Source organism: Candidatus Delongbacteria bacterium, assembly GCA_020634015.1.
Classification (GTDB): Bacteria; CAIWAD01; CAIWAD01; order CAIWAD01; family CAIWAD01; genus JACKCN01.
The window spans coordinates 37,554-63,793 of sequence record JACKCN010000009.1 but is presented as its reverse complement, the minus strand read 5'-3'; the positions used below and the strand labels follow the sequence as shown (position 1 = coordinate 63,793).

23 protein-coding genes are annotated in these 26,240 nt (G+C 65.0%); all 23 read right to left on the bottom strand.

Going from position 1 to position 26,240, the window contains the following annotated elements:
• On the bottom strand, nucleotides 1-164 hold a 164-nt coding region (locus H6678_14745; protein MCB9475056.1), incomplete at its 3' end, for a hypothetical protein.
• A gap of 2 nt (nucleotides 165-166) precedes the next feature.
• Nucleotides 167-1,822 carry a hypothetical protein gene (locus H6678_14740; GenBank protein ID MCB9475055.1) on the bottom strand — a complete coding sequence of 552 codons (1,656 nt, stop codon included), beginning with the start codon at nucleotides 1,820-1,822 and terminating at the stop codon, nucleotides 167-169.
• A gap of 50 nt (nucleotides 1,823-1,872) precedes the next feature.
• Nucleotides 1,873-2,790 carry a hypothetical protein gene (locus H6678_14735; GenBank protein MCB9475054.1) on the bottom strand — a complete coding sequence of 306 codons (918 nt, stop codon included), beginning with the start codon at nucleotides 2,788-2,790 and terminating at the stop codon, nucleotides 1,873-1,875.
• Nucleotides 2,787-3,356 carry an RNA polymerase sigma factor gene (locus H6678_14730; protein MCB9475053.1) on the bottom strand — a complete coding sequence of 190 codons (570 nt, stop codon included), beginning with the start codon at nucleotides 3,354-3,356 and terminating at the stop codon, nucleotides 2,787-2,789. Before H6678_14730 ends, H6678_14735 begins: the two co-directional genes overlap by 4 nt.
• Before the next feature lie 134 nt (nucleotides 3,357-3,490).
• A complete protein-coding gene (locus tag H6678_14725; GenBank protein MCB9475052.1) occupies nucleotides 3,491-5,023 on the bottom strand; it encodes a lamin tail domain-containing protein in 1,533 nt (510 codons plus the stop codon).
• A 238-nt stretch (nucleotides 5,024-5,261) separates the two neighbouring features.
• Entirely contained in the window at nucleotides 5,262-6,116 is an 855-nt protein-coding gene (locus H6678_14720) for a GAF domain-containing protein (GenBank protein ID MCB9475051.1), read from the bottom strand.
• Complete coding sequence (locus H6678_14715; protein MCB9475050.1) at nucleotides 6,082-6,885, bottom strand: hypothetical protein; 804 nt, start codon at nucleotides 6,883-6,885, stop codon at nucleotides 6,082-6,084. The genes H6678_14720 and H6678_14715 overlap by 35 nt, the downstream gene beginning before the upstream one ends.
• 10 nt (nucleotides 6,886-6,895) lie before the next feature.
• Nucleotides 6,896-8,635 (bottom strand): hypothetical protein, encoded by a 1,740-nt coding sequence (locus tag H6678_14710; GenBank protein ID MCB9475049.1) that lies wholly within the window; start codon nucleotides 8,633-8,635, stop codon nucleotides 6,896-6,898.
• Nucleotides 8,632-9,930: a PAS domain-containing protein gene (locus H6678_14705; protein ID MCB9475048.1), complete on the bottom strand. Its 1,299-nt coding sequence runs from the start codon at nucleotides 9,928-9,930 to the stop codon at nucleotides 8,632-8,634. Before H6678_14705 ends, H6678_14710 begins: the two co-directional genes overlap by 4 nt.
• Entirely contained in the window at nucleotides 9,927-10,838 is a 912-nt protein-coding gene (locus H6678_14700) for an HDOD domain-containing protein (protein MCB9475047.1), read from the bottom strand. Before H6678_14700 ends, H6678_14705 begins: the two co-directional genes overlap by 4 nt.
• Complete coding sequence (locus H6678_14695) at nucleotides 10,838-11,221, bottom strand: hypothetical protein (GenBank protein MCB9475046.1); 384 nt, start codon at nucleotides 11,219-11,221, stop codon at nucleotides 10,838-10,840. The genes H6678_14700 and H6678_14695 overlap by 1 nt, the downstream gene beginning before the upstream one ends.
• A gap of 12 nt (nucleotides 11,222-11,233) precedes the next feature.
• Nucleotides 11,234-11,995 carry a FliA/WhiG family RNA polymerase sigma factor gene (locus tag H6678_14690; protein MCB9475045.1) on the bottom strand — a complete coding sequence of 254 codons (762 nt, stop codon included), beginning with the start codon at nucleotides 11,993-11,995 and terminating at the stop codon, nucleotides 11,234-11,236.
• A gap of 115 nt (nucleotides 11,996-12,110) precedes the next feature.
• A complete protein-coding gene (locus H6678_14685; protein MCB9475044.1) occupies nucleotides 12,111-12,524 on the bottom strand; it encodes a hypothetical protein in 414 nt (137 codons plus the stop codon).
• Nucleotides 12,508-13,290, bottom strand: coding sequence for a hypothetical protein (locus H6678_14680; protein ID MCB9475043.1), 783 nt, complete (start codon nucleotides 13,288-13,290; stop codon nucleotides 12,508-12,510). Before H6678_14680 ends, H6678_14685 begins: the two co-directional genes overlap by 17 nt.
• Complete coding sequence (locus H6678_14675; GenBank protein MCB9475042.1) at nucleotides 13,287-14,498, bottom strand: hypothetical protein; 1,212 nt, start codon at nucleotides 14,496-14,498, stop codon at nucleotides 13,287-13,289. Before H6678_14675 ends, H6678_14680 begins: the two co-directional genes overlap by 4 nt.
• 31 nt (nucleotides 14,499-14,529) lie before the next feature.
• Nucleotides 14,530-16,605, bottom strand: a complete 2,076-nt coding sequence (flhA, locus tag H6678_14670) for a flagellar biosynthesis protein FlhA (GenBank protein MCB9475041.1) — start codon at nucleotides 16,603-16,605, stop codon at nucleotides 14,530-14,532.
• Nucleotides 16,602-17,669, bottom strand: a complete 1,068-nt coding sequence (gene flhB / locus H6678_14665) for a flagellar biosynthesis protein FlhB (GenBank protein ID MCB9475040.1) — start codon at nucleotides 17,667-17,669, stop codon at nucleotides 16,602-16,604. The genes flhA and flhB overlap by 4 nt, the downstream gene beginning before the upstream one ends.
• A gap of 2,778 nt (nucleotides 17,670-20,447) precedes the next feature.
• Entirely contained in the window at nucleotides 20,448-22,586 is a 2,139-nt protein-coding gene (locus H6678_14660; protein MCB9475039.1) for an ATP-dependent Clp protease ATP-binding subunit, read from the bottom strand.
• 62 nt (nucleotides 22,587-22,648) lie between these two features.
• On the bottom strand, nucleotides 22,649-23,482 hold the full coding sequence (locus H6678_14655) for an aminotransferase class IV (GenBank protein MCB9475038.1): 834 nt from the start codon (nucleotides 23,480-23,482) through the stop codon (nucleotides 22,649-22,651).
• Complete coding sequence (locus H6678_14650; GenBank protein ID MCB9475037.1) at nucleotides 23,476-24,750, bottom strand: hypothetical protein; 1,275 nt, start codon at nucleotides 24,748-24,750, stop codon at nucleotides 23,476-23,478. Before H6678_14650 ends, H6678_14655 begins: the two co-directional genes overlap by 7 nt.
• Nucleotides 24,747-24,929, bottom strand: coding sequence for a hypothetical protein (locus H6678_14645; GenBank protein MCB9475036.1), 183 nt, complete (start codon nucleotides 24,927-24,929; stop codon nucleotides 24,747-24,749). Before H6678_14645 ends, H6678_14650 begins: the two co-directional genes overlap by 4 nt.
• Nucleotides 24,930-24,974: 45 nt before the next feature.
• The gene (locus H6678_14640; protein MCB9475035.1) at nucleotides 24,975-25,217 is read right to left on the bottom strand and encodes a hypothetical protein; all 243 of its coding nucleotides are present in this window, start codon (nucleotides 25,215-25,217) and stop codon (nucleotides 24,975-24,977) included.
• Complete coding sequence (locus tag H6678_14635) at nucleotides 25,218-26,165, bottom strand: hypothetical protein (GenBank protein ID MCB9475034.1); 948 nt, start codon at nucleotides 26,163-26,165, stop codon at nucleotides 25,218-25,220.
• Nucleotides 26,166-26,240: the final 75 nt, after the last annotated feature.

Sequence of the window (26,240 nt, the reverse complement as noted above, 5' to 3'; positions counted from 1 at the left end):
TCGATCGAAATCACGGCCTTGTGCGCATTTTCCTTTGCAACGCTCTCCTTGAAGGTCACGTCGGGCGCGGCCGCCAGCAGCTGGGTGGCGCAGCACATCAGGCCCATGCCGACCAGCAGCCCGGTGGAAGCCATGGAGGTGGCAGGTTGAGAAATGCGTGCCATGATCAGAACCTCCGGTTGAAGCGGAACAGCAGGCGCCAGTCAGCCTGGCCACTCTCCGTGCTGCGGAAGGCAGCCAGGCGCCAGTCGTCGTCATCTTCTCCGCCGATGCCCACGCCCACGTTGGCCTGGAATGAACCAGCCTCCAGGGTGTCCCAGCCCTCATCGAAGACATGGCCGGCATCCACCATCAGCAGATAGGAGAAGTCTTCCATGATGTCTTCGATGATGGGCACTCTGACGGCTTCGCCAGCCAGTTGGTACTCGAGGGATCCCAGCACCATGCGGCGGGCACCGGCTCCAGGATCCGGATTCATCCGGTCCTTCCACGAGGTCTGCCTGGCGTCCAGACCCTTGGGGCGATAGCCGGGCAAGGCATCCGGCCCGCCCAGGCGGAAGCCATACTGCAGCGGGTAGTTGCTGCCGCCGTTCTCCCCCGCCAGCAGGCGGAAGTTCAGGCTTTCACGGTTGCGCTTGCCAAAGGGCAGCCAGGCCTTGAAAGAGCCCATGATCCGGCGGTAGTCCAGATCCAGCACCGAATCCGCTTCGAACTCGCCGCCCAGGCTCTGTTCAAGATTCAGCGCCAGGGTCGCACCCATCCGGCGCCCGCCCTTGCGCAATGTGCCCAGCTCCATGCCCAGACGCAGGCCATTGGCCGTGGTGCGATAGAAGGGGTAGCTGAGCGTGTCCCCATTGGCATTGACCGCCGTGAACAGATCGGGGCTGTCGGCACCCAGATACAGATTGGGGCGGTAGGGGCGGTCCACGCGTGACCAGTTCCATTGGGAATTGACCTGGGCGTCCTGCCAGGTCTCGCTGAACCAGCCAGCGCGCAGGTGCAGAGTGCGCGACCAATCATGCGTGGCCCTGGCGCGTGATTCGAGATGCAGCCCCAGCCCCAGGCTGACTCCCTTGTTGTCGTAGTAGTCGCGGTAGTCCTGCTTGAGCAGCCAGCCCGCCACCGAATTCTCGACCGCGCCCAGCATCCAGCCGTCCTGGGTGTCCGTGAACCGCTGGCTGCCGATGTGGGCATACACCAAAGGGCTCTGCAGCAGGGCCTTGCGCAATTCCAGCTGGTACTCCGGGCGTTTGGTTCCAAAGGCCCATTCCGCATGGCCACTGAGATCGAAGTCGTTCTCGCGCAGGTTCTGCATCGAGGGATTGAAGGTCATGCCCAGCTGCAGTCCGGCGACACGGTTGAACAACAGGCGCAGGTCCTCGCCGCCGTCGGAGTCGTACTGGATCATCGGCCCTGCCGAGACCTCGATATCCGACCCGATGCGGATATGCGGCTCATTGTCCAGATCGTCCACGGCAAAGGGGTTGGAGTCCTCGGCCTGGCCCATGGCCTTCAGAAAATCCCGCTGCGAAATCCGGCCGCTGACCTGGTCCTTGCTGACCAGATCCAGACCGCCATGCAGAACGACCAGATCGCCTTCGATGCGCGCACCGGGCTTGAGTTCGCAGTTGCCGAACATCACCACCACATTGCCGATGACAGTGCCTTCGACCACCAGATCACCACGCATCACGGTCAGATCGGTGTCGACCGTCTCGTCGGCCTTGACCACCATGTTGCTGAACAGCTTGCGGGTGGAATCCGCGGAGGCGGCCGCCGCGATGGCCAGTCCCAGGCCAAGAATACACAGGGCTCGTTTCATTCCCTGAACCTTTCGATTGGGCCCCGGGGGGCCGTCACTTCGCCTGTCGCCTAGTCGCCGCGGCTGGAATTCTGGATGCGCCCCTCCCGGCTGTCCGAGAGCGTGCGCATGGCGTAGTCACGCAGTTCGGGGCTGGGATCGTCGACCAGGGCCTTCATGAATCCCTGGGCCACCACCGCCTCGTCCACCCAGCTGCTCAGCAGGCCCGCCGTCCGCATCCGGATCTCGCCGTCGGGGTCGTGGGTCATCACGTGCACCAGCACCTCGCGCACCGCGGGCTTCAGTTGCTTGCCGCTCAGGGCAGCCAGGGCCAGCACGCGGCGCTGACGATCGTTGTCGTTCCGGATGATGTAGCTCAGGTAGTCCTGAATGGTCTCTTCGCCCGCGCTGCCTTCGATGGCGAATCGCTGGACCTGATCCAGCAGGATGCGCACTTCGGAACCTGGTTCAAGTTTGAGGCCACTTACCTGAACCGAGGAATTCATCGCACGCGCACCATCGTCGCCGCTGACAAGCGATACCGGGCGCAGCGGGCTGTGGCCGTCGACGGCCCCGGGCAGGGCTTGCGCCATGGTGTCTGGGGACGGGGTGGCGCCAAAGGGCAGGTTGCGCGCCAGAATCAGCCCCAGCAGGAACATGGCCGCCAGCGAGGCCGTGCGAGTGGCCAGGCGGATCCAGCGATTCCCGCTGCGAACGGGCTGGGGTGTCGCTCTGGGCAGAACCAGCTGCGGGGTGTTCTTCAGGTGGCGAGACAGCCCGCCCCTGGCCAGGGCCAGCAGATCGCCATCCACGTCCGGAGCACTGCTCTCTTCCAGGTCGGCCATCACGGCTTCCAGGGCGGCACGTTCGCGCGCGGCCTCGGGATGCTCTGCCATCCAGGCTTCGAAACGGGCTCGTTCTTCGGGGCTCAGGCTGCCATCGAGCCAGCCTGCCCAGAGAGCTTCGTTCGGGGGGTGGGTTCCACTCATGAGGGAGCCTCTTCAAGTTGCTGCCGGATGCGTCTGACGGCCCGGAACGTCAGGATCTTGACGGTTCCTTCGGGCATCTCCAGGATCTCGGCAATGTCTTTCAACTTCAGCCCATGGCGGAAGCGCAGGGTCAGCACCATCTGCTGGCGGCTGTTGAGGTCTCCGGCACAGCGCCAGATCCGCTCGAGCCTGTCCTGCCGTTCTTCCTCCTCGCGTCCGTCATCGGCGACGGCCAGTCGGTCCAGCCAGTCGCCATCTTCGTCGTCATCTCCCGTGCGGGGTTGCACGTGCAGCTTGTCCCGCCGGGTGCGCTGCTCGCAAAGGCTGATGCAGCGGTTCACGGCAATTCGGTAGACCCAGGTGAAGAAACTGGACTCCTGCCGGAATCGCGGCAGACTGGTCCAGACCCGCAGAAACACTTCCTGATACACGTCCTGGGCGTCATTGCGGTTCTTCACGAAACCCATGATCAGTCCCATGATGCGCTCGTCGTAACGCTTCAGGAGTGATTCGAAGGCCGCGGCGTCGCCGTTCTGGGCCAGGCTGATCAGGGTCTGTTCGTCCAATGTCCTGCCTTCGTTTGAACGGGGGCTTTGATCCGGGTCGGGAGCGTGCGTTTCACTTGGCGGACCAATGTGGCGAAAAAAGTTTCCAGCCCGTCGGGACGGGTTCGAATGTGCCGGGGGACGATGTGGAGGGATCAGGGACGGATCACCAGAGGCTTGACCGCATTCAATGAAGACCCCCGGATCTGGATCAGATACACACCCGGGCGAAGATGGCGCCCCGCGTCATCCGTTCCGTCCCAGATCAGGGACCATTGAGCCGGAAGCGAGCCCCAGGGCAAGAGGACACGGCACAGCCGCCCATCCAGATTCCAGCAGGCCACACTGGCCTGATGAGCGCCTGCCGGATTGTTCAGGCGCACCGTCAGGGGCGGGCCCGTGCCCGGTGTCAGCGACCCAGTGGAGAACTGGACTCCCCGACCACCGGACAGTTCCTGTGGACTGCGGCTGTTCGCGCTGCCTGCCGTGTGCCCGACAGGCAGCACACAGGGCCCCCAGTTGGCAGCCAGCCCCGCGGGCAGACGGGCCTGGCTACGTTCGAGGCTGGCTCCGGGACGCAGTTGGTCCGCGTCCCAGTCCAGGCCTTCAAGCGGGTCACCATCGGGTTTGAGCAAACGCAGCTGCCCGGAACTCGCATTCAGGGACAGCGATATGTCCTGACGCCGGGCGGTCAAAGCGGCGTCCGCGGGGCTTCGTCCGACCAGCAGGAACTGCCCGGGGTCAAGACGACCGCTGAGGTGCAGCGGGCCTCGCCCCCAGTCCAGCGCCAGCCCGTCCAGCCATACCACTTCAGCGGCTTCCAGTTCGATCCAGTCCTCTCCGCCCGGTCCCGCTGGCTGGAGTTCACTCAGCCAGAGCCCCCTGCCCGCCGGTGAGTCCGGATTCCAGAGCAAGCTGTCCAGCAGCCGACTCTCCTCGCCATGCGAGTCCTGGCTGACGATCGAGACAGGATTCTGGCCCCAGTCCAGCCGGGGAAGCTCCAGCGAGAAGTTGTCTCCCGGCTCCAGATCCAGATCCGGAAAACTCAGCCGACGCTCCGCCAGAGTCACCCACAAGTCTCCCCGGAAGCCCTGTTCTCCACAGGCCAGCAGGTCAATCTGGCGCGTGTCCAGAGACTGGATGCAAAGCGCCAGAGCGGCACGCTGCCGGCTGTTCCGATACCCCGGCGTGCCGCCCACGCGGTTGGACTGGTTGAAACAGGAATCGCAGAATGCCAGCAGGGCCAGCCGTTCCAGGGAAAACCCGGGCTCGGTCTGGCGGGTCAGCATGCCGTCCACGGGCTGACCGGACGGATCCAGCAGCTCGAGCCATTCCCCCCCGGAATTGCCCAGACCGCCATTGCCGAAGGTGGAATTGTCCAGCCGGGCCAGCAGGGTGCCCGGATGCAGCAGACTGTCAAAGGAGCCCGCGTAGGCCGGATCCAGAATCAGCAGCCAGGCATCGGGCGCCAGTCGTGAGGTGCCGTCGAAAAGCAGCCGATCCTGACTGTTGCCTTCGCGCAGACTCCAGTCGGCAAGATCCACGCTGTCGGGACCCGTGTTGACCAGCTCGACGAACTCGTCGCTGGCTTCAGGGCCAAGGGGATCCACCATCACTTCGGAGATCAGAATGCCTGCCGAGAGCAGGCGCCCGGACACGAGCAGGAGCAGGACAGGTGAAACGCGCATGGAAGCCCTCCGGAAATGGGGGCAAGTTCCATTCCACGAGGCAAGGGAGAAACAGGGCGGGGAAAGACCGAAAGAGATGGAGCGCCTGTGTGTCAGGCGGAGTTGACACCCTGTTTTCCCGCGGGGACCGCCTTCGGGACCCACGGCCAATACCGACCGGTACGCCAGAACTCCGGCTGGAATCCTTCATCGCTGTTTGGGTTACTGCACGGGCAAGTGTGTGAATCAACGGGTTCGGTCAGAGTTCCACACGGGCGGGAAAGCCCGCGGACAGACTGGCCTGGAGGTTGATCATGCGTTCACCGGGCAGGTAGTCCTGCAGGACGGGGTTGCGCAGATTGGCCAGCAGGTTCATCACGCGGCCCAGACGTCTGGCCTGGGAGAGGATGTTGCCCAGGCGCTCCTGGATGTCCGGCCCGGCATCTCGCAGGCGATGGGACAGCAGCTCCGCGTTGCCGCTGATGATGGTCAGGGGATTGTTGATCTCGTGGTTCATGGTGGTCACCACTTCGCTGATCGCCTTCAGTCGCTCGTCGGCGACCAGACTCTGCTGCATGGCGGTGAGCTGGCGATTGCTCTCGTTGAGACGCCGATTGGTGGTCTTGAGGTCGCGCACCAGCAACAAGGTCCGCAGAACCAGCGCGATCTGGGCGCCCAGAATGCGCAGAGGGCTCTCCTCCACATCCTCGAAGGCTCCCGGGTGGCTGTGGCCGAAGTTGATCACGCCCAGCAGGCGTTCATCGGCCAGCAGGGGCAAGCCAATGAAGGAACGCACCAGCCGGCTGTCCTCGGGGTCGCCGCGGCGCAGGGTGGGAATCAGAATGGGTCGGCTCTGCTTGGCAATCCAGCCACTGAGACCGCTGCCGTGATCGAAGTGCACCAGGTCGATCAGGTTGATCGGGCGGTCCCCCACGAAGGACTCGCATACCAGTTCACCGGTGCTGGCGTTGAGCAGGTAAAGGGTGGCGCTTTCGTAGGGGATCAGGCGTTGCAGCAGTTCAAGCAGGGGGCGGGAGAACTGGTCCAGCTCCAGACTGGCCTGGACCAGGTTGCTGAAGTCAAGCAGGACGTCGAGCTGGATCTCGCTGATCATCCGAGTGGGGCCTTTCGCTGCCGGTCAGCCGGACGGTGGTTTCCACGAGGACCGATTCCTCGCCAAGTCGCCATCGCAGGTCGCCTCCCAGGCCCCGGGCAAGGCTGTCCGCCAGGTCCAGACTCAGCGCGGCCTTGCCACGCTGGTTGCCGATCACTCCCAGTCCGGACTGGAACAGGGTTTCCGGCAGGGCACACCCGAGCCGCCAGGCCAGGTGAAGGGGAAACGTGTCCTCCCCCATATCGGTCGCTGGAGAAAATCCAAGAGTCAGGGCGAGCGGGTGTTTGCCCGGATCGTGGTGAACCAGAAAATGCAGGACCTGGAACAGCAGGTGATGCAGGAGCGCGCGTTCCCCGTCGTGCAAGGGCCGAGCCGGCTCTCCCTGCCACTCGATCAGGATCTCAAGTCCTGAATAGATCTGACTGGCGATCTCATTGATTTCCTTGCGGAAACCTTCCCACTCATCGCGATAGCGGGGCTGCAGACCCGAGAGGCGCAACAGAGCGCCCAGCTGGGCATCGATGGCTTCCACCTGCTGCACGATCTCGTTGAGGCGGCGGCTGGCATTCTCGCCCGGGGAGCAGGTGCCCTGGATCAGCTGGGATTGCATGCTGATCACGGAGAGCAGATTGCGCACGTTGTGAATCAACATGTCGCTGACGTTGCCCACCGTGCCGATGGCCACGATTCCGCGCGGCAGGGCGACTTCCGGGCCTAGAATGGGCAGGAAGCGGTCCGCAGCCTGCTGGATGGACTCCTCGAAATGCATGGCTCGGCTTTCAGGCATCGGGCAATTGGGGACGCAGGTCCAGAATCAGTTTCACTTCGTCTTCACCCAGTTCCAGTTCCTCGGCGATCTCCACGATGGGACGGTTGGCATCGGCCATCTGGTACACCTGCTCGTTCAGGTCCGGCTCCTCGAGTACATCGACCACGGGCTCAGGGTCGGGCTGGGCGGCTGCCTGGGCGGGAGCGCTGCGGGTCTGGCGCGCGGGTGCCGGTTCGGTCGTGGTCGCAGGCGCATCGTCAAAGCCCGCCAGACTTTCAGGCGTCAGGGGTGCGGTGTGCTTCTCCAGGTGGCGCTCGAGCTCGGCCTGAACCTGCTGGTAGACTTCGTTGTCTTCCTCGTCACGCATGACCTTGGCCGCAGGGACCGGACGCGGTGCGTCGGTCACGGGAGGCGCAGCCGCGGGCGCAGTCTGCCGGGGCTCCCGTGCGGGCCCGGCGGCTTCATCTTCCCGTCCCGTGGGCGCCGCGATCACCGGTTTCATGGCCTGGGCCGGAGTTTTCTGGCTGGCCTTGAGGATCTGGCGACGGCGCTGATCCGCATCCTTCCTGCGCTGGATCAGGTAACCCGCCAGTCCACCCAACCCTGCCAGCAGCACACCCAGAGTCAGTCCCAGCCCGAAGCCGGGATTGCCCTGCGGCTCCACCATGACCGGAGCGTTCAGATCGGCATAGTCCAGTCGATTGCCACGTCTGAGAATGTTCAGGTAGTACTCGAGGTCCTCGGTGCGGATCTCTCCTCCGGGAACCAGCCCTTTGAGGTCGGGGGCCTGCATGCGGGCAAGAATCTCGTCGGCGCGCGCGCGATATCGTTCGTCACGCCGTGCCTTTTCCAGGTTCAGTCGGCAGCGGTACTCGTCACCCAGCTGCGACCAGGCGATGCCGCTCAGCAACTGCACGCCCGCCTGATTGCTGCTGATCGAATCGGCCGCCTCCAGATGATCGAGCGCGGGTCGCACCTCGCCAAGGCTGAGCAGCAGTGAGCCCACTTCGGTGTGCAGACGTGCGGCCCCCTTCAGGTCCGCCCATGGCTCCACCGGCGTGTCGGGATCGGTGCGCTTCGCGGCGACGGCGGGTTTGCTGGTCCGCACGGGCTCGGGCCGGGGCTGCACGAGATCCACGACGGGATTGTTCTCCGGAACCTGAACCTGCCCTCTCTCGCCCGACGGCTCCGGTTGCTGCCACTGCTGAGTCGCCAGTCTGCCCTGGGATCCACCGGCCAGGGCGTGGCCGGGCAACGCCCGTTCAGTTCTGTCCTCGGGCTCCGGGGCGGTCAGGGAGGCGGGCGATTCCTTTTCGGGAGCAGGCGCTGTCTGGGGCGGGGCCACTTCCCCGACCGAACCGGGTGCAATGCCCGGGCGATAGACATCGATCACGATCTTGAAGGGCCTCTCGCCCAGTGAAAAACTGCGGATCCCCCCCGACGGCCCCGTGTGGACGCGCCAGGTCAGGGTCGAGCTGGTCTTCTGTTTCTGCTCGGCGTACAGGACCGGGCCACTGGCGATCTCGATGCGGGGGCGCATGCCCTGAGCGAGCTCGCCTTCGAGGATCAGGTCCACGTAGCCATTGTCCGGGCGTTCCGAGGTTCGGAAGGCCACCTGACTGCTGACGTCGAAGACCACTCGCACATAGTCCGAATGGTCGAACCAACGCAGACCCGTGAGCGTGGCTCCGCATGCCTGGGCTGCCATCAGCGCCAGGAACACCAGGGGCATCAGCCGCTTGGTGATCATCCGCGGACTCCTTTCTTGTCGGGCGGCAGGTTTCGTGCCCTGCTCTCCCGTCCCGTATCCGGCCCCATGGGTGAAGACGCGTTCCCGGGCTGCGCCGCAGCTCCAAGGTCCAGCATCTCCGTGTTGCCCAGGTAGGTCACCAGCTTGATCTCACTCAGTTTCTCGAGACGGCTCGTGACGTCCTGGATCCGTCGGCAATTCTCCTCGGCCACCGCGATCCGGTTCAGCTGCGCTGGAGCCGCATCGGGCCCCAGGTCCCGGCGCAACATGAACAGATTGCCCAGCACGGCCGTCAGTGGATTGTTGATCTCATGATTCACCGCCACCGCGGCGTGCATGACCGCTTGATACTTTTCGGCTTCACGGACCCGCGCTTCCAGTTCCCGGCGCTCGGTTTCGTCATGAACCAGCACCATCCAGTCCCGCGGGGACCCTCCGCCCATCGACGGCATGGGACTCAGGTTCAATTGCACCAGGCGGCGCGGGCGATCGGGGCCGGCCACTCCCAGGCGCAGCTCCAGCATGCCGGCGCGCGATTCGTGCAGACGCTGGTCCAGAGCCTGGCGGTCCTCCGGGTTGCGCACAAGGGTCTGCAGGCGACGCCCCAGAACCTTGCTGCGGGTCAGGCCGTATCTGGCGAGGCGCTCGTTGGCGTAGCTGATGCGGCCGTCCGCATTGATCACCAGAATCAGTTCGGCGGCGGTGTCCAGCATGACCTGCAGATACTTGCGCCCCTGGCGCACTTCCTCGAGCAGACGGAAGTTCTCGATGGCCGTGGCCGCCTGGCCGGCGGCGAAACTGAGCAGGTCCAGCATCTGGGCGGTGACCTGCTCCTTTTCGATGGGGCTCTGCACAAGCATCATGCCCAGTTCCTGACCCATCACCAGCAGGGGCACCAGCACGTCGCTCAGGTCGGGATTCTGGTCTTCCGGGTCGGGGATCACCGTGGCCCGGCCTTCGTCGATGACCCAGTCGACGATGCCCTCTTCCACCAGGCTGGCATAGACCTCGTCCAGAGCCGGAGGATTGGGAAAGACATCCTGGCTGGCCATCTGGCTGCTGGAGAGGTAAAGCCCCAGTTCGGGCACCGGCAGCACCCGGCTGACGATCAGCCTGAGTCCCGCGAGGATCTGCGAGAGATCACTGGTGCTGCGAATGGTGCGGGCCAGGCTCTGGATTTCACGCAGTTCCTCGAGGCTGCTCAGCAGTTCGAGGCGCGTGCCGCGCAGTTCGTTGACCAGCTCTTCAAGATGCTGGCGGTCCAGTTTGCGCAGTCCGTCGTCGGGTGCGTTCATTCGTCTTCCCCGGGAATCTCGCGGCCCTGGACCAGCCCCCTGAAGGTTTCGGCCTTCTGGGATTCTTCCTGGTAGCGTTCCGCATACCAGTCCAGATCCACTTCGCCGTCCTCGTTGCGGCGCATGCCCAGCATGTTGGTGAGGTCATCCAACAGGATCTGGCTGCCGCCTTCCGGATTGTCGGGGCCTTCGCAGTGACGCACCAGCTGGTCGGCCACGTGCACCAGGGCTGTCAGCAGTTCGGGTTTCTCCTGACCCATCGGATTGTGATGCCAGTTGATCGCTTCGCAGAGGTTCTCGGGCAGGTGCCAGTAGCGACACAGCAGTCCACCGATCTGGGCGTGATCCATCTTCAGTACCTGGCGTTCGGCTTCCCAGAGTTCAAGGCCTTCGCTCTCGACCAGGGCCGAGATCTCGCCGAATTCCCGGGGCATGTAGCGCACGATCACCAGACGCCCGATGTCATGCAGCAAGCCCGCCACGAAAGCTTCGCCCACCACGCGTGCGCTGCCCAGCTTGAGCAGCATGCGGGCCGCGATCGCCACACCCAGGCTGTGGTCCCAGAAGCGCGACATGTCGAAGCGTTGACTGGTTGGATCAAGATTCAGTCGATCGACGATGCTGGCGCTTACGGCCAGGTCGCGCACCGAATTGAAGCCCAGCACGACGATGGCCAGATTGATCGTGCCGATGCGGCGGGGAAAGCCGTAGTAGGCACTGTTGGCCAGCTTGAGAATCCGTGCGGTGAGGGCGGGGTCCGAGGAAATCAGGCGCGCCAGGGTGCGCGCGTTGGTCTTGGGGTTGTCCACCAGCTCGACGATCTTCGCCACCACAGTCGGAAGCGAGGGCAGCTCGAGGATGCCCTGGATGATGGTCTGGATGCGCTTTTCGGTTTCGGGAATGCTCATCAGGCCTTCAGATCCAGGCGATGTGGTCCCCCCTCGGGTGGGGGCGTCGTCGCGGGAGTGTCCTCTTCCCTGTCCGTCCGGGCGTTTCCGGGTGCGGCATCCGCCATTGGCTCTCCGGTGACCCGGGTGAGTTCGCGGCTGCGGATCTCGACCCGATCCAGCCCATCGCTCTCGCTGGCTTCCACGGGTCCCAGCTCCACCGGGTCCTCGGGTTGTCCGGGTTCCTCGGGGGTGTCGGGTTGAGGCGCATCGCGGTCCAGTGCATCGTCCAGCAGGTCACGGAATGCATCGTCGCCCGCACGCCGGCCTTTGAGCCCGGTACCATGAGTCGGATCCAGCGCCCGGACGCGTCGTGCGGGGCTGCCGGGTTCCAGGGGGCGCACCCGGGCGGTCTCCTACACCGTCAGCATCTGGCGGATGCGGTTCTTCATGCTGAGGATGATCTTGGTATGGATCTGGCTGACCCGGCTTTCCGAGATGTCCAGCACCTTGCCGATCTCCTTGAGCGTCAGTTCCTCGTAGTAATACAGCGCGATCACCAGTTTCTCCTGCTCGGGCAGCTTGTTGATCAGCTGGATCAGGGTCTTCTTGATCTCCTTGCGCTCGATCAGGTCGAGGGGCGAGTCATTGTGCATGTCCTCCACCAGATCGTAGAGGCTGGACGCCTGACCCTGATCCCCGGTGAAGGGACGGTCGAAGGACAGCAGGGTGGTGGCGCTCACGTCATCCAGCAACTTGTAGTACTCGCTGACACTGATATCCAGTTTGCCGGCGATCTCGTCGTCGGTGGGGATGCGCCCCAACTCGGCTTCCATCTTGACCACCGTGGACTCAAGCAGCTTTTCCTTGGCCCGGATCGAGCGCGGCACCCAGTCGTAGTCGCGCAGACCGTCGAGGATCGCGCCCCGGATTCGCGGCACCGCATAGGTTTCGAACTTGAAGCCCAGCTCGGGATTGAAGTTCTCGACCGAATTGATCAGGCCCATGATGCCCGATCCGATCAGATCATCCAGATGAACGGAATGAGGCAGCGACATCTTCATGCGGCTGGCCACCTGCTTGACCAGGGGCATGTAGGCCACCAGCAGGTTCTTCTTGCCTTCCTCGTTGCGGTTCTTCGCCCAGGCGTCCCACAAGTGATCGGCTTTGATTGCCATGGTCGTTCCTCGCTGCTCTTGCCCTGTACTGCCCCGCCCGCGCGCGCGAGGCTTCCTGTTGCTTGCTGTCGGTTCGTGTGGTCATCCGGTGTGTCGCACCGGACGACGTGGGGCATCAGTGATGCCGGCTGCCGGGAATCACCGGGCGCCGAGGCTCGTCCTCGGTCTCGTCGGCGTTCTCCTCCTGTTCGTCCGGTACCCGCCTCGTGGCTTCGAACAGGGTATTGAGTTGCTGCTGCCGCTTGCGGGTCTCTTCTTCGCGCGCCATCAACTGCTGTTTCGAGCGCTCGATGGCTTCCAGCAGTTCGCGCTCGCGGCGCTGGTAGTCATTGTACTTCCAGGCCACCCGCGCGCCACCTGCCAGCAGGCTGAAGGCCAGCCAGACGAAGAAGGCCCGGTAACTGGCGGTCCAGAGGGCCTGACCGGCGCCCAGTCCCAGCAGGAACACTCCCAGGAACACCAGCAGGCCAAGCTTGGACACGATGAGATCGCCATTGGTGAGCAGAACCTGCTCAGTGCGCTTGGGCATGGATCACGCTCCTCTTCGTGTCATGCCGGGCATCCTGGGAAGACCGGTTGGGGGAATGTACCAGCACCTTGGGATCATGGGCCCAGATCACTTCCAGGTGCAGCAACTGCCGCGCCATCAGCTTGAGATTCCGGGAACATGGATGATTCGGGTACAGATCCAGCAGGGACCTTCCCTCCTGGCGGCAACGAGCCATCTCTGCCGTTATCGGCATTCCACCAAGCGCAGGAAAGCGCCGCCGGCAGACTTTCTCACTTTTCTGGTTGAAATCACGCCCCAGCACCTGCCAGTCGGGCCAGCTTGCCACCCGGTTGAAAACCAGATACACCGGCAAGGTCGGCCAGGCCTTGTCAATCCGTCCCAGCAGGTGCAGCGCCTTGCTTTCGCTTTCCGGCTGGCCGTCAATAATAACAATAACTTCCGTTGCCTGACGGTACCAGTCGGAATCGGCGATGGCCAGTCCCGTGAAACGATCCAGCAGCAGGAACTCGCAATCGGGGGCCAACGCGGCCAGACTTTCCTGACGCCCGGCCGGCTGCAGCAGCTCGAGGGGAATCCAGGCATTGCCTCCGCCCAGTCCGAAGACCACTCCATGGGGCGACTTGCCCGCCGGGCGCGATGCAAAACTGCGCGGCATGTCCTTCAGGGCTCCGGCCACCGCCGTCGAACGTCCAAGGTCGGCCAGGGCGTGTGCCAACTCGATGGCCAGACGGCTGCAGCCCACCCCGCTGGGCAAGCCCGTGAGCAGGATTCTGCGTCCGCTCATGCCCGCACCTCCAGGCTGGCGGCGTCACCCAGGACCCACGAGGCCAGGCGGTCGGGGCGCGCCAGATTGAGATCCTCGGGGATCTCGGGGCCGGTACCCAGCCAGCTCAGGGGCATGTGAGCCCGTTCGGCCAGTTCCAGAATGCCACCGGTTTGGCTGCACTCGTCCATGCGCGTCAGCAGCAGACGGGACGCTCCCAGTCCGCGATAGGTTTCCAGCAGAGCCAATTGGTCCGGTTCGCGCAGACCGGCGTGCATCACCAGGTGAATCTCCTGGGCTTCCACCGCATCCAGTCTCACCTTGAGAGCTTCCAGTTCGACCCGGCGCGCCGGTCCAGCACCGGGAGTATCCACGAGCACCACCTCGCAGCCCGCCAGGCGCTGCATGGCCGCCGGGATCTCCGGCGCCTTCCAGACCACTTCAAGCGGAATCGAGAGCAGGCGGGCCAGCGAACGCAACTGGTCCACGGCGGCCATCTTGCGGGTATCCAGACTCAGAATGCCCATCCGGCGTCCGGCGAACCCTTCGCGGGAGGTGAGCAGCTTGGCCAGACTGCTGGTCTTGCCCGAACCGGTGGCACCCACGAGCGCCAGAACCAGCGGGCGCCCGGCCCGGTGATTCTCGGGCCTGCCGCCACAGGGCAGGCGTCGAGCGACCTGGGCCAGCAGGCTGCGCGACAGTTTGCCGCCTGCCTGGTCCAGCGAATCGGCGGCCTCGCTCAGCAACTGTTCGGCCAGTTCACCGCCCATGCCGGAGGCACAGAGCCGCGCGAAACCTTCGGCGGCTTCGCCCTGCAGGTGTCCGCCACCATACTTCAGGGTGCGTGACACATCGCGCAGGGCGAACTTCATCTCGCGCAGGTCCTGCTTGATCCGGTAGAGTTCCAGCTCCTCGACGGCCTCGTCTCCGCCGGCGGTCAGGGTCATGGTCTGGCTGTGAGTCCGATGCTCGCTGCGTGCTGCCGGCGAAGCCGTGACGGCCGCCGGGGGTGCGGGCACCGCCGTGTGGCGAGCGGCCATGCCCGGGCGCGCGGAGGGCGCACGGGCGGCCGTGACTTCCACGATCTTCTCGCCCAGCAGGCTGCCGGCCAGTCCCTGGGGTTGGCGGCTGGACACGATGATGGCATCGTCACCGAACTCGGCCTTCACCTGGCGCAACACATCATTCATGCTGCGTCCCTTGAAGGTGCGGACAGTGGCTGCGGACATGAGAACCTCCCCTGCGGGTTTGACTGTCGACTCAGGCGGGTTGCGGCTCGGCCGCCACTCGCGGACGCCGTGCGCCGTTCGGTTCCGGCGCGGCGATGGACGCCACGGATTCCAGCTCCACATCCAGCTGCAGTTCGCTGTAGGACACCACCTGCATCTCGGGCAGGGGGCCTTCCAGCAATCGCCGCAGGTAGGAACGGATTTCCGGACGGGTCACGATCACGGGCACACGGCCCTCGGCCTGCAGGCGATCCCGCCAGCCGGCCAGTTCCGCCACGACGGCGGCGAATTCATCGGGGCTGAAGCCCCCGTTGCGATTGCCTTCCTGTTCCTGCTGCAGCCGGCCTTCCAGCTCGGGACGCAGAGTCACCACCCGGATCCGGCCATCCTCGCCCTTGAGCTGGGCCGTGATCGAGCCGCTCAGGGCGAAGCGCGCGTACTCCACCAGGATGTCGGTGTCCTTGGTCTGTGAACCGGTGTCCGCCAGGGTCTCGAGCACGGTGCAGAGATCGCGCACGGGCACCGATTCCTTCAGCAGGCGCTGGAGCACCTTGTGCACGGCGGCCAGACTGAGAATGCCGGGAGTCAGTTCCTCGACCAGGGCCTGGTGTTCGCCCTTGAGATTCTCGAGCAGCTTCTTGGTGTCCTGCAGGCTCAGCAGGCGCCAGGCATGACGGCGCACCACGGTTTCCAGATGGGTCGCCAGCACGGCCGAGGGCTCCACCACCGCCACTCCGCGGGATTCCACGTTGCGACGCTCGCTCTCGCGGATCCAGAGCGCGGGCAGGCCGAAGGTCGGGTCCGTGGTGGGAATGCCGTTCAGTCCCGGCAGTTCTTCCGGTCCCGTGAGTGCCAGGATGCACCCTGTGCGCAGTTCGGAAGCGCCCACCACATTGCCCCGGATGCGGATCCGGTACTCGTCGGGTCGCAGGCTCAGGTCGTCACGGATCCGGATCGGGGGCACGATGATGCCCAGCTCCTGGGCCACCTGACGCCGCAGGCTGGTGATACGGGTCAGCAGGTCGCCGCCGGCTTCGCGATCGACCAGCGCGATCAGACCGTACCCCAGCTCGATTTCCATGCTGTCCAGGTTCAGGTAGTCTTCGATGCGCTCCTTGGCGGGGCCCGTGGGCTCGGCGGTGGCGGCTTCTTCTTCCGCGGCTTCGAGTGCCAGTTCCTTGCGGCGGCGCAGGGCCAGCACCCCGGAGAGCACGGCCAGCACGAGGAAGGGAATCGTGGGCAGGCCGGGCATCAGCGCGAAGAAGAACAGGACCAGGCTGGCGATGGCCAGCGGGCGCACCTGGTTCAGCAACTGGTTCTGCATGTCCGTGCCGAAGTGGCTGCGGCTGCCCGCACGGGTCACGATTATGCCCGCGGCCACGGAGATGATCAGCGAAGGAATCTGGTTCACCAAACCATCGCCGATGGTCATCAGGCTGAAGGACCGGGCCGCGTCGGCCGCGCTCATCTTGAGCTGCAGCATGCCCACGGCCATGCCGCCCACCAGGTTGACCAGAGTGATCAGCAGGCCGGCGATGGCGTCGCCGCGCACGAACTTGCTGGCACCGTCCATCGCGCCATAGAAATCCGCTTCGCGCGAGATCTTCTCACGGCGCTCGCGGGCTTCCTTCTCGGTGATCACGCCATTGTTCAGGTCGGCGTCAATCGCCATCTGCTTGCCGGGCATGGCGTCCAGGGTGAAGCGTGCGGCCACTTCGGCCACACGGCCCGAGCCCTTGGTGATCACGATGAAGTTGATCAGCACCAGGATCAGGAACACGATGAAGCCAACCACGATGTTGCCGCCCACCACGAACTCGCCGAAGGCACTGATCACCTTGCCCGCGTAGCCGGTGCCCAGAATCAGCCGGGTGGAGGCCACGTTCATCGAGAGCCTGAACAGGGTCAGGATCAGCAGCATCCCCGGGAAAATGCTGAACTGGAGCGGCTCCAGCGTATACAGCGAGACCAGCAGGATCACCAGCCCCAGCATGATGTTCAGCGCCAGCATCAGATCCAGCAGCATCGCGGGCACCGGGATCACCATCATGATCAGGATGCCGACGATGCCGAAGGCCAGCAGGATGTCGGGGCGGCCGTGTTTCACGAGGCTTTCCTCCCGCCCAGCCGGTAGACGAAGGCCAGCAGTTCGGCCACGGCCCGGTAGAAGTCACCGGGAATTTCCATGCCCACCTCGCAGGCCTTGAACAGGGCGCGCGCCATGGGTTTGTTCTCGATCACGGGCACACCGTTCTCGCGGGCCAGTTCGCGAATGCGCTGGGCCACCAGGCGTGCGCCCTTGGCCACCACCGTGGGGGCGTTCATCCGCTCGGAGTCGTAGCGAATGGCCACCGCCAGGTGGGTCGGGTTGGTGACCACCACATCAGCCCTGGTGACTTCCTGAAGCATGCGGTTGTAGGCGGCGTCGTGCTGCAGCCCGCGGATGCGCGCGCGCACCTGGGGATCGCCTTCGCTCTGCTTGCGCTCGTCCTTTATCTCCTGCAGGCTCATCCTCATCTTGCGGTTGGTGTCCCACTTCTGGAACACGAGATCCGCGCTGCCCAGCACCAGCTGCATCGCCAGCGCCGTGGCCAGCAGGCGCAACACGATGCTGCCCACGTGTGACAGGATCATCATGGGCGTGGAGTACACCATGGGCAGCAGCCCCTGCAGCTCCTTCTGGAGCAGCAACCAGCAGATCCAGCCGATCAACGCGATCTTGGCCACGCTCTTGATCAGCTCCCCGAGCGAACGCGCGCTGAACATCTGGGCAAAACCCTTGATGGGGTTCAGCTTGTCCAACTTGGGTTCGAGGGCCTTGGCACTCACGACCCAGCCCACCTGGGCCACCGACGCCAGAAACGCCAGCACACCCACTCCCAGCAGGAAGGGCATGCTCAACCAGACGACCTCCAGCGCACTCTCATTGAGCATGCGGGTGGCGTCGGCCACTTCAAGGCTACGCACGGGGGCCTGGATCATCGCGTCGCGCATCAGTCCGGCCAGACCTTCCAGCAACTTGCGCCCGCCCAGGAAAAACACCAGGCTGGCCCCCATCAGCACGGCAGCTGAATTCAGCTCCTGGCTGCGGGCGACCTGTCCCTCCATGCGCGCGTCTTCACGCCGCTTGGCGGTTGGTTCTTCTGTCTTTTCCTGGAACTCTTCGGCCATGGTGCCTTCCCGGTTCGTGCCGGACCGATCCACACCCGGTTCATCCGGGGGCGATCCTGACGGGAGGCTTTCGGCAAAATCCGGGCCGGAAGTGCGAACTCCGCAAGTCCGGAAGTTCGACCCTTGTATTTCAAGGTCTTAGCCTTGAAACAGCCTTCCCGAATGGCGGTCGTTTGCATCTCCGGCAGGGAGAAAGTTCCGGGTGGGCGGCAAGGAATATCCTGGCCCGGCAGCGTCGAGACCGAAGGCGGGACCACCGAGACGCGGCATTCCGGCGAGACCAAGCTCGGTCCGCGCGAGACCCGGAGTGCGCCGCAGCGGGCCACGTCGCGGCGCGGAAACGGAGGCCTCATCCGGGGGACGGTATCTCGCTTGGGTGAGTCTGCAGCGAGGCCATCGCGTCCGCCCGTGGATTCCCCACGGGCTATGATGTGTCATGCCCCATTCGGGGCTTGGCAAGCCGCGTTTGTGCGCCAAGGCGAAGCCAAAGTCACCTTCCCTCGCGCAGCGGGGGAAGGCCCGCCGACCGGCGGGATGGGATGGGGGCCGATGCGTCGCCGGATGAACCAAAAATGTCTTGCCTCGCGTGATTGCCGCCATCCCCCGCAGCACGATCCCTGCACGTGCGAGGCCCATTCGTCCACCCGTGGATTCACCACGGGCCATGATGTGTGATGCCCCATTCGGGGCTTGTCAGGCAGCGCATGTGTGCCGAGGTGTCGCCATGATTCCTTCCCTCGCGCAGCGGGGGAAGGCCCGCCGACAGGCGGGATGGGATGGGGGCATGGGGTGGACGGATGCACCAAAGATGTCTTGCCCCGCAAAGTGCCCCCATTCCCCGCAGCACGATCCCTACATGTGCGAGGCCCATTCGTCCGCCCGTGGATTCCCCACGGGCTATGATGTGTGATGCCCCATTCGGGGCTTGTCAGGCAGCGCATGTGTGCCAAGGCGAAGCCATGATTCCTTCCCTCGCGCAGCGGGGGAAGGCCCGCCGACAGGCGGGATGGGATGGGGGCCATTCGTGTCCGAATGAACGAGAAGTGTTGAGCCTCGCAAAGTGCCCCCATCCCCCGCAGCACGATCCCTGCACGTGCGAGGCCCGTTCGTCCGCCCGTGGATTCCCCACGGGCCATGATGTGTGATGCCCCATTCGGGGCTTGTCAGGCAGCGCATGTGTGCCAAGGCGAAGCCATGATCCCTTCCCTCGCGCAGCGGGGGAAGGCCCGCCGACAGGCGGGATGGGATGGGGGCATGGGGTGGACGGATGCACCAAAGATGTCTTGCCCCGCAAAGTGCCCCCATTCCCCGCAGCACGATCCCTACATGTGCGAGGCCCATTCGTCCGCCCGTGGATTCCCCACGGGCTATGATGTGTGATGCCCCATTCGGGGCTTGTCAGGCAGCGCATGTGTGCCAAGGCGAAGCCATGATTCCTTCCCTCGCGCAGCGGGGGAAGGCCCGCCGACAGGCGGGATGGGATGGGGGCATGGGATGGCCGGTGTAACCGTTCGGGATTCCCGCTTGCGCGGGAATGACATGCTTGGGGGGCGCCACCCTGGGTGACCTGTTTCGCATGGATGACGGATTGGGACCGATGCCACACGCCTCTGATCCATCCCCTTCCACGGCGGTGACGCCGGTGGCGGAACCATCGAGACGGAACGGTCGAGCAGGGAGCGTGGGTCGCCGCGCTTGGCCCGAAGGACCGCATCGCGGGCCAAGTTTGCGCGGCGCGAGGCCTGCGAAGAGGGTCTTTCTTTGGCTCCACCTTTCTTTGGACCCGTCCAAAGAAAGGTGGAAAACGATGCGTCACGGGAGGCAATGCAGGGCCGAGGAAGGTATCACGAGCCCCAGTCAGTGACAGATACCAGTGGAAGAGGATGGTAGATTGAGGGTTCGAGGATTCCGGTGCGACTGACGCCCACTTTCCCCGGATTTCGCCGGAAAGTCAGATGAGAAGATTACGTATGTGGGGCTTCATCGGGCCCGGCTGGAAGCTACGGCGTCTCGCGGTGGGTGATATGGCGGCGCACCCACGCTTCCGCCCGTGGATTCCCCACGGGCTATGATGTGTGATGCCCCATTCGGGGCTTGGCAGACAGCGCATGTGTGCCAAGGCGAAGCCGTGGTCACCTTCCCTCGCGCAGCGGGGGAAGGCCCGCCGAAAGGCGGGATGGGATGGGGGCATGGAATGGCCGGTGTAACCGTTCGGGATTCCCGCTTGCGCGGGAATGACATGCTTGGGGGGCGCCACTCTGGGTGATCTGCTTCGCATGGATGAAGGATTGGGACCGATGCCACACACCTCTGATCCATCCCCTTCCACAGCGGTGACGCCGGTGGCGGAACCATCGAGACGGAACGGTCGGGCAGGGAGCGTAGGCCGCCGCGCTTGCTCGCCGGACCGCGAAGCGGGCCAAGTTTGCGCGGCGCGGGGCCTGCGAAGAGGGTCTTTCTTTGGCTCCACCTTGCTTTGGACCCGTCCAATGAAAGGTGGAAAACGATGCATCACGGCAGGCATACCCGGGCCGAGGAAGGCATCACGGGCCACCGTCAGTGGCAGGATGCCGGTGGAAGGGGAAGATTGAGGGATCGAAGACTTCGATGCGGGCACAACCTCATGTCCCCGGATTTCGCCGGAAAGTCAGATGACGAGATCAGGTATGTGGGGCTTCATCCGGGCCCGGCTGGAAGCTACGGCTCTGTCTTTGATCAATCTTCTTCCACAGCGGTGACGCCGATGGCGCAAGCATCGCGGAGACGCTGTTGTGACGATCAGGACTTCTCAGCAAGGGGCAAGGCGTCCACCACGATCTGGTCGTTCTCAATGCGGGTCGTGAGGTACAGGGGCTGGCCGGGACTGGCCAGCAGGGCTTCGTTGACCGGCATGGCCAACAGGCGACGGAAGTCGCTGTTCAGGGTCTGGGCATTGCGGCCCTCGGCGATGCCGGTTTCGGCGATGTGCTGGATCACATCCTCGCAGACCACCAGGCGGTGGCCGATGCGCTTGAGCCGCTGTTCCAGTTCGGGCAGCAACTTGCGCCGGAGGATCTCCATCAGCACTTCTTCGGCCAGGGGAAGGAACACCACGGTCTTGTCCACGGCCCGCAGCAGTTCCGGACTGAAGTATTCACGCAGGGCCAGCTCGGAGAATGGATCACGCTGTTCAGGATCCACGAAGCCCATGGTACCGCGGTGCTCGCTGAGCCCCACCAGATCGGAGAGCAGCACCACGGTCAGCTCGCTGATCGGCGAATCGGTGCCGCGCGCATCGCGCACGCGGCCGGTGGTGATGCACTGCAGCAGAAAGTGCAGCACTTCTTCGGCGGCGTATTCCAGGTTCTTGAAGAGCAGCACGCTGCGCGGCATGTTGTGCAGGGCCATCGCCAGACTGGCCCCCTGGCCCTCGGGCGAGCTGGTGAGGCGCAGCAGGCTCTCCGGCTCCTGGAAATCCATCAGGTCAATCACGAAGGGCTTGCGGCCGTACAGTTGCAGCGAGAGTTCGTTGACCAGCACCTGCTTGCCCACACCCACGGGGCCCACCAGCAGATACACACCGTCCGGGCGCTCGGGTTCGAGATCCAGATCGCTCTTCTGGAAGCGCAGACTGCGGCAGATCTCGTGAATCGCGTGTTCCTGCCCGATGACCCGATCCAGCAGCAGGGGCTCCAGCGCGGCCAGACGCTGTTCCAGGTCGGGATAGTGTCTGCGGGCCTGGCCCGTGATGCGTACCAGGGCCAGCGAGAGCGCCTTCTCCCAGTCGCGGTCGGTGGGTTCCTTGAGTGCCAGGATTGCCAGCGTGGTATCCAGCAGCACCAGCGCCTTGCGGGGAAAGTGCAGAGAGGGCAGCAGTTCGTCGGCCTGTTCGACCACCCGGGCCAGAATGTCATCGGCCACGGGAATCTGGTAGTGGTCCTCCACGCGCGAACGGACTTCGCGCAGCACCTGGATCACATCCTCGCGGCGCATCGGTGCGATGTACACCGGCGCCAGCAGATCTTCCAGCGCAGGATTGGGGCGGTAGACCGCATTGTAGAACGCAAGGTCCTCTAGCACGACCATGTGGTGGCTGCGCGTGTCCATCATGCCGAAGAGGCGCTGGACGAAATCATTCAGCAGCGGATTCTCGTTGCCCAGCCAGGACTGCAGCTTGTCGGTCACCAGCACGGTGTTTGGATGACGGTCGAGGTACTCGGACAGCAACTCGAAACGGCGCACCAGATCCCCCGGCTCCTCCACTCCACTGAGGAAGACTTCGGCGGAAAACTCGACGAAACGCCGTCCGCGGAAGATTGTCGGCACCCGACCGGCGGCCGAATTCTCGATCAGGCGGCGCAGCACAGAATGCCGGCCACTGCCCTTGGGACCATAGAGCAGCAGGTTCTGCCGATAGCGCCGGATCAGCACCTCCATCAATGCGGGCAGGTATTCTTCGTACTCCAGCAGGCCCGCCATGGGTGTGCGACCATAGCGCAGGTTCAGGTCCAGTTCGGGCGAGAACAGACTCTCGAGCCAGGCCTGCTCCATCTCGCTGGACTGATCCTCTTCGCTGTCGGCCCGCACCCCGCCTTCGAGCAGCTGGTCCCAGTGGGCCAGCAACTGACGCTGGAGGCTGCGCGGATCCAGAGCGTCGGCACCCCGGCTCCACTCCTGAAGCAGCGACTGCAGCCGAGGTTCCAGTTCCAGTTCCACGTCTTCGCCGGGCTCGGCCTCGGGGGCCTTCGCCGGTTCACGCCCCAATGCGGCCAGAGCTTCCACGCTGGCGCGACGCAGCCCCTTGTCCCGTTTCACGGCTCCGGACTGCAGCAGGGCGTTCAGCAGGTGTACGGCACCCACCACGCTGGATCCTTCGGCGTGGGCCTGACGGGCGGCAAGTTCCAGTGCGTCGGGCAGAAAGGGGGGAAGAGTGCTCATGGTTGTCATCCGGATTGTGTCCCGCGGGACGAACGATGTCAGCTGGCGTGACACACTGTCGATCAGAACCAGCGGGAAATGTCGCTCAGGATCTGGGTTTCCAGGGAGGCCATCGCCCGGCGAGTGAGCGGGCCGGGGGCTTCGCCGAAACTGAACTGACCGATGCGGTTGAGTGGCTGGATTCCCAGCACGGAATTGCAGACGAAGGCTTCACTGGCCATTTCCAGGGCTTCCAGGTCCAGATTGGTGGCGTGTGCACCCAGTTGCAGGTCACCCAGCAGGCAGCCGCGGCAGATCCCGGGCAGAATCCCCTGCTCGCGCGAGGGTGTCAGCAGGCGATTCTCGATGGCCAGAAAGAGATTGCTGCGCGTGCCCTCCAGCAGGTTGCCCTTCTCATCCAGAAACAGGGCCTCGGTGCCGCGTGTCAGCTGGCGGGAAATCCGCCGGTTGAGCAGGTAGTTGCCCGACTTGTGCCGACTGAGATCGTCGAGATTGCGGCGGTTCACGGGAAAGAGTTCGGCGGCATTGATCTGGTCGGCCACTCCGGGAAACAGCAGCACCAGGTGTTCGGGAACGCCCGGTTCATTCTCGCCGGGATTGAACAGCGTGATCCGCAGATGGGCCTGGTCGGCCCGGTCCCCGGCGATGAGGTTGTCCAGCGCCATCCGCATCCGGTTGGGATCCAGGCGCGTGCGATAGCCCAGCTCCCGGGCACTGAAGTTCAGTCGCCGGATGTGAGCATCCAGAAACACGGGCACGCCTTCGAGCACCGAGAGTGTCGAGAACAGGCTGTCGCCGTAGAGCACGGCTTCGCTCGTCACGGGCAGTCGTACGTCGTCCGTGCGGCGCACACGGTAGTCCAGCAGACAGTAGGGTGCGGGACGATGGTTCAGCACACGCTCTCCAGCAAGGGGGTTTCCAGCACGTCCAGCAGGCGATCCATGGTCTCCGGCACAGCCTCACCGGCCCGCAGCTCAAGCTGGAATTCGGCGTCAAGGTAGTGGGGCAAGCGTTGCCCGTACAGTGCGTCCAGCGCGGCGAATCCTCCGGCCGCCAGCAGCGGACGACGGGACAGGGGCTGCAGTCCTGCACGCTGCCAGAGCAGTTCTGGTTCCCCATGCAGGTGCGCAAAGTAGGCCCGGGCGGCGAATTCCCCAAGGAATCCGGGTTGGGCGGCCAGGCCCCCGCCGGTAGCGATGATGGCGGGTCCATCCGGGTGCAGGCATTCCACGAATGCGCGGCGTTCTTCCTCCCTGAAACGCGCCTCGCCCAGACGGGTGAAAAGCTCGGCGATCGGGGCACCCAGGCGCTGCTCGAGTACCGTGTCGGTATCCAGCCACTCCAGGCCCAGAGCGGAGCCCAGCAATGGCGCGAGAGTGCTCTTGCCGCTGCCCATCAGTCCCACCAGCACCACGGGTCGCGCGAGCTTCCCGGCCAGCGCCACCCTCAAGCGGGCCAGGCGGGTGAGCGCGGCCAGAGGGAAATCGCTGCCGGTCCAGAGCGAAAATGCGGGAGCCGCTTGGGCCACCAGCATCTCCACGCCCCCGATCACTGTACAACCGGCCTTGCGCGCGGCCTTGATCAAGGGTGTGTTCCAGGGCACGGACACCAGCTCGTGAACGCAGCGCACATCCCGCAGCCCGGCCAGGGAAAGGGCACTTCCTGCGCAGCCTCCCCCTGCCATGCCAACAGGCGTGGCATTCACCAGCAGATCCAGGGCCGTCCTGGCAGCTGATCGTGCGACACATGGCACACGGCGGGTCCGGAGACTCTGGGCCAGCTCCCGGGCGGCCCGAGGATTTCGCGCCGACAGTTCCAGTTCGACCTGCGGCCAGCGTGCGCGCAGGGCGTGTGCCACCGCGCGGGCGGCCCCGCCTGCACCCAGCAGTCGGACCCGTGTCGGTTCCAGCCCCCGGACGCGCAGCAGGCTCGAGAAAACCCGCGCCATCGCTGCTGGTGCCGCGCCAGCCGCGCTGTCCGGCACCAGCAGGTTCACGCTGCCGGCCCGTGAGGCCAGGGGCGTGAGGTCCTCCAGCAAGAGCAGCACGGCCGACTTGAGCGGCCGGGTCAGGTTGAGGCCCGCGAATCCCGCGTGACGCAGCTGCTTCAGACGTTCGGGCAGTTGTTCGGGCGTGGTTTCAAGCAGGTGATACTCAAGGTTCACCCCGCACGCAAGGCGGCCTGCCCATGAATCCAGGGCGACAGGCTGTGCGATGCCCGCGCCCAGCAGGCCCAGTTGCAGGAGAGATCGCTCATGGTGCGGGTGAGTCTGCCAGGAGCCGGATGACGCCGCAGCAGACTTCCCAGCACGAACTCGAAGGCCGGAAAGCTCACCGCGGCCACGTCGCGCCCCCTGCAGCTCGCAGGGGCCATCGGCCCCAAGGGCGATCAGCTGGCCATCATCGCGATGGGGTGATCCGGGCCGCACTCCAGAGTGGCGGCCCGCGGGCGCGGTGGCGGTACAAGGTGGAACCCGGCGGGCCACTGCTCCACCCGGGCGCCGAAGGCCTGGCAGACCCGGGCGATTTCGGCGATGCGGTCACTTTCCTTGACCCGCAGTTCGGCGGCATCCTCCACGAACAGCTCTTCCGCGCGCAGCATGGCCAGGGCGGACAGTGCCGGATCCGTCAATCAGTTGCGGCACCAGAGCCCCCGATGCGGGCGTCCTTGAGGCGCGGGGTGTAGCTGACGATCAGATCGCCCACCGGTTCGCCCAGGCGCTCTTCCTGGATCTGGCTCATCATGCGCGCCCCGCGCTCCGCAGCCAGTCGAGAGCCGCAGCCCGTCCGGGATTGAGCAGCAGACCGCGGATTTCCAGCAGGGAATCGGGCAGACCCAGGGCTGCCGCGACCATGAAACAGGCGCTGCTGGGATCTCCGGGCACCTCGATCCCTCCGGCAGCCGCGCGCAGAGCGTGTCCAGATTGGCGCGTGTCACACACAGGCAGCGACCTGGGGCGTCCGTGGAGAGACCGATTCCAGATCCAGCAGGCGTTCGGTGTGATCGCGCGAGGGGGTGTAATTCCGTCACGCGGGTCCGCCCTGGGCGAACAGACCGGCCAGCAGGATCGCGCTCTTGAGCTGGCGCTGGCCACGGGCAGGGTGTAGTGAATGGCATGCAGGGCCCGCCTTCCAGCCGGAGCGGGAGGCCGGGGCCGCCCGTGATCCGCGCCCCCATGGAACGCAACGGAAGGCAGACTCGCTCCATCGGTCGGGCGCGCAGGCTGGGGTCACCGTCGAGTACCGCGGGCAGACCCAGTCCCGCCAGCAGGCCCAGGCCCAGTCGGGCAGTGGTGCCGCTGTTGGCGCAATCAATGGGAGAATCGGGCGCCCGCAACCCACGCCATCCGGGGCTGTGCAGTTCGATCCTGCCCGGTTGGGCGTCCACGCGCACACCCAGTGCCTGCACCAGACGCAGGCTGGCCTGCAGGTCGTGGCTGGCGGGAAGTCCGCGCAGCACGAGCGAGCCGGTCTTGAGTGCGGCCAGCAGAATCAGTCGATGTCCAAGAGATTTGTCACCGGGTAACTGCAGGCGCCCGGCAAGCCAGGGACGTGGAGGGGAAACGGAGGGTGAGGCCACGGGATGTCCTTGGAGTCCGGTCGGCCGGGAGTGCCCCGGTTCTGGTGGACGAACCGGGGAGTGACGCTCAGTCCT

What these genes read in the sequence shown, in the direction of transcription:
- flhB (MCB9475040.1), bottom strand. Translation starts at nt 17,669, where the DNA reads ATGGCCGAAGAGTTCCAGGAAAAGACAGAAGAACCAACCGCCAAGCGG.
- H6678_14710 (MCB9475049.1), bottom strand. Translation starts at nt 8,635, where the DNA reads ATGATCACCAAGCGGCTGATGCCCCTGGTGTTCCTGGCGCTGATGGCA.
- H6678_14735 (MCB9475054.1), bottom strand. Translation starts at nt 2,790, where the DNA reads ATGAGTGGAACCCACCCCCCGAACGAAGCTCTCTGGGCAGGCTGGCTC.
- H6678_14660 (MCB9475039.1), bottom strand. Translation starts at nt 22,586, where the DNA reads ATGAGCACTCTTCCCCCCTTTCTGCCCGACGCACTGGAACTTGCCGCC.
- H6678_14685 (MCB9475044.1), bottom strand. Translation starts at nt 12,524, where the DNA reads ATGCCCAAGCGCACTGAGCAGGTTCTGCTCACCAATGGCGATCTCATC.
- H6678_14700 (MCB9475047.1), bottom strand. Translation starts at nt 10,838, where the DNA reads ATGAGCATTCCCGAAACCGAAAAGCGCATCCAGACCATCATCCAGGGC.
- H6678_14715 (MCB9475050.1), bottom strand. Translation starts at nt 6,885, where the DNA reads ATGCATTTCGAGGAGTCCATCCAGCAGGCTGCGGACCGCTTCCTGCCC.
- H6678_14675 (MCB9475042.1), bottom strand. Translation starts at nt 14,498, where the DNA reads ATGTCCGCAGCCACTGTCCGCACCTTCAAGGGACGCAGCATGAATGAT.
- H6678_14690 (MCB9475045.1), bottom strand. Translation starts at nt 11,995, where the DNA reads ATGGCAATCAAAGCCGATCACTTGTGGGACGCCTGGGCGAAGAACCGC.
- H6678_14705 (MCB9475048.1), bottom strand. Translation starts at nt 9,930, where the DNA reads ATGAACGCACCCGACGACGGACTGCGCAAACTGGACCGCCAGCATCTT.
- H6678_14720 (MCB9475051.1), bottom strand. Translation starts at nt 6,116, where the DNA reads ATGATCAGCGAGATCCAGCTCGACGTCCTGCTTGACTTCAGCAACCTG.
- H6678_14680 (MCB9475043.1), bottom strand. Translation starts at nt 13,290, where the DNA reads ATGAGCGGACGCAGAATCCTGCTCACGGGCTTGCCCAGCGGGGTGGGC.
- H6678_14740 (MCB9475055.1), bottom strand. Translation starts at nt 1,822, where the DNA reads ATGAAACGAGCCCTGTGTATTCTTGGCCTGGGACTGGCCATCGCGGCG.
- H6678_14725 (MCB9475052.1), bottom strand. Translation starts at nt 5,023, where the DNA reads ATGCGCGTTTCACCTGTCCTGCTCCTGCTCGTGTCCGGGCGCCTGCTC.